The organism is Corallococcus sp. 4LFB (genome assembly GCF_046520365.1).
GTDB classification, from domain to species: domain Bacteria; phylum Myxococcota; class Myxococcia; order Myxococcales; family Myxococcaceae; genus Corallococcus; species Corallococcus caeni.
The window spans coordinates 1-1,812 of sequence record NZ_JBKGHJ010000907.1 but is presented as its reverse complement, the minus strand read 5'-3'; the positions used below and the strand labels follow the sequence as shown (position 1 = coordinate 1,812).

General features: G+C 73.0%; 2 protein-coding genes. One reads left to right on the top strand and one right to left on the bottom strand.

The annotated features are described in order from the left end of the window. Positions 1-910, bottom strand: a 910-nt coding sequence (locus ACLEQD_RS42655; RefSeq protein WP_410391688.1) for a serine/threonine-protein kinase, incomplete at its 3' end; no start/stop codon positions are given. Positions 911-1,136: 226 nt separating this feature from the next. On the opposite strand from ACLEQD_RS42655, the gene ACLEQD_RS42650 reads away from it, so the two are divergent. Further along, positions 1,137-1,812: hypothetical protein (locus ACLEQD_RS42650; RefSeq protein ID WP_410391687.1), on the top strand; the 676-nt coding region annotated here is incomplete at its 3' end.

Here is a 1,812-nt window from a genome sequence, read left to right as displayed (position 1 = left end):
ATTCGGACGGAGCGGCGCGAGGCAACCCGGGCCGGCGGGCGCGGGATTCACGCCGAAGGCCGCCGTGCCCGTGGAGGGCGTCATGTTCGCGTGGACGCTGGGCGTGCCCTGGCTGGGCGTGAACGCCATCAGCGCCGCGTGCGCCAGGCCCAGCGCGTCCGCCAGCTCCTCGCGCCGTCTGCGGCCGCTTCGCCGGGTCCTTGTCCAGGAGCCGCATCACCAGGGACAGCAGCCCCACGTAGCGCGACAGCTGCGGGGCCGCGCGGTCCAGGGGCAGCGGCGCGTGCGAGGCGTGCTGCGACAGGAAGTGGCGCGGCGAGGGCCCGTCGAACGGCAGCCGCCCGGACAGCACGCGGTAGGCCAGCACGCCGAAGGAGTACAGGTCGCTGCGCGTGTCCACCTTCGCGCCCACGGCCTGCTCCGGGGACAGGTACTCCGGCGTGCCCAGCACCACGCCCACCTGGCTGAGCGCGCTGTTCGCGTCCGGCTCCACCAGCCGCGCGATGCCGAAGTCCAGGAGCCGCGCCTGCTCCCCGCGCACCGACGGGGAGATGAGGACGTTCTCCGGCTTCAGGTCGCGGTGGATGATGCCCTTGTCGTGGATGGCCGCCAGGCCCTCCGCCAGCTGCTGGAGCAGCGCCACGGCCCGGGGGGCGAGGAGCGGACCGCCCTGGAGCGCGTCGTGGAGGCTCTGCCCCTCCACGAACTCCATGACGAGGCACGCGGCGTCGCCGGACTCGCCGAAGTCCACGATGCGCACCACCGCCGGGTGCTCCACGGCGGACAGGAGGCGGGCCTCCCGCTTGAAGCGCTCGGCCATGCCGGCCTGGGCGTGCAGGTCGTGGTGGAGGACCTTGATGGCGACCTTGCGGCCCAGGGAGACCTGTTCGCCCAGGTACACCTCACCCATGCCTCCGGAGCCCAGGGGCCCGAGGACCCGGAAACGACCGTCGAGAACCAGTGCGTCGGGGGCCAGCACGGCGCGGCATCTTGCACGGCTTCCGCCTTGGGCGCATGACGTTCCTCCAGGGCGGATTCACCTGGGTACATCGTGCCCCGCCGCCTGCCTCCCAGGCGGGGGTTTGCCCAAAAATTCCAGGGCTTAGGGGTCATGGTAGCCTCCCCAGCCTCCGACGATGGCCACCGATAGCGAGTCCCCCAAGCCCGCCGCGCCCGCATCCGGCGCCGCCCCCGAGCTGCGCCTGTTGGATCGGCGCGCGTTCGTGGGCTTTCCGGCCTTGGAGGTCCAGCCCGGGCTGCGCATCGCCGACTTCGCGCTCCAGATTCCGGACGTCAGCTTCCCGTTCAACGTCAGCGCGGGCGCCACGCGCTACCAGCGCAAGAAGCTGCTGTTCGGCTTCCTGGAGCTGACGGTCGACGCGGACCTCGTCACGCGCAAGGTGGCGGAGCTGGCCGGGCGGCTCGCGGGCGTGGAGGAGCTGCGGCTGCACTTCCGCCCCGGCTACCTGGAGGGCCAGGGCCGGCTGCCCGCGCCGGAGCGCACGCCGTTCACGTTCAAGATCGCCTTCGACGCGGACGGGGACCGGCTGGCCGTCTACGTCTACGACGTGCGGCTGTATGGCTTCTCCGCGACGCCGTCGGTGCAGCTGCCGGGCCTCTTGTCGGAGGCCGTGGGCGCGCTGGGCCTCTTGCCGGACGTGGAGGTGCGCGGCGCCACCGGCTTCTCCACCCGCGTGCTGCCCGCGCTGTGCGAGCTGGCCGCGCTGAGCCGGGGCTACAAGGTGCCCACGCTGGACACCGCGCGCCTGTCCGCGGCGGAGGTCTCCAGCACGGGCCTGCGCCTGCGCTTCG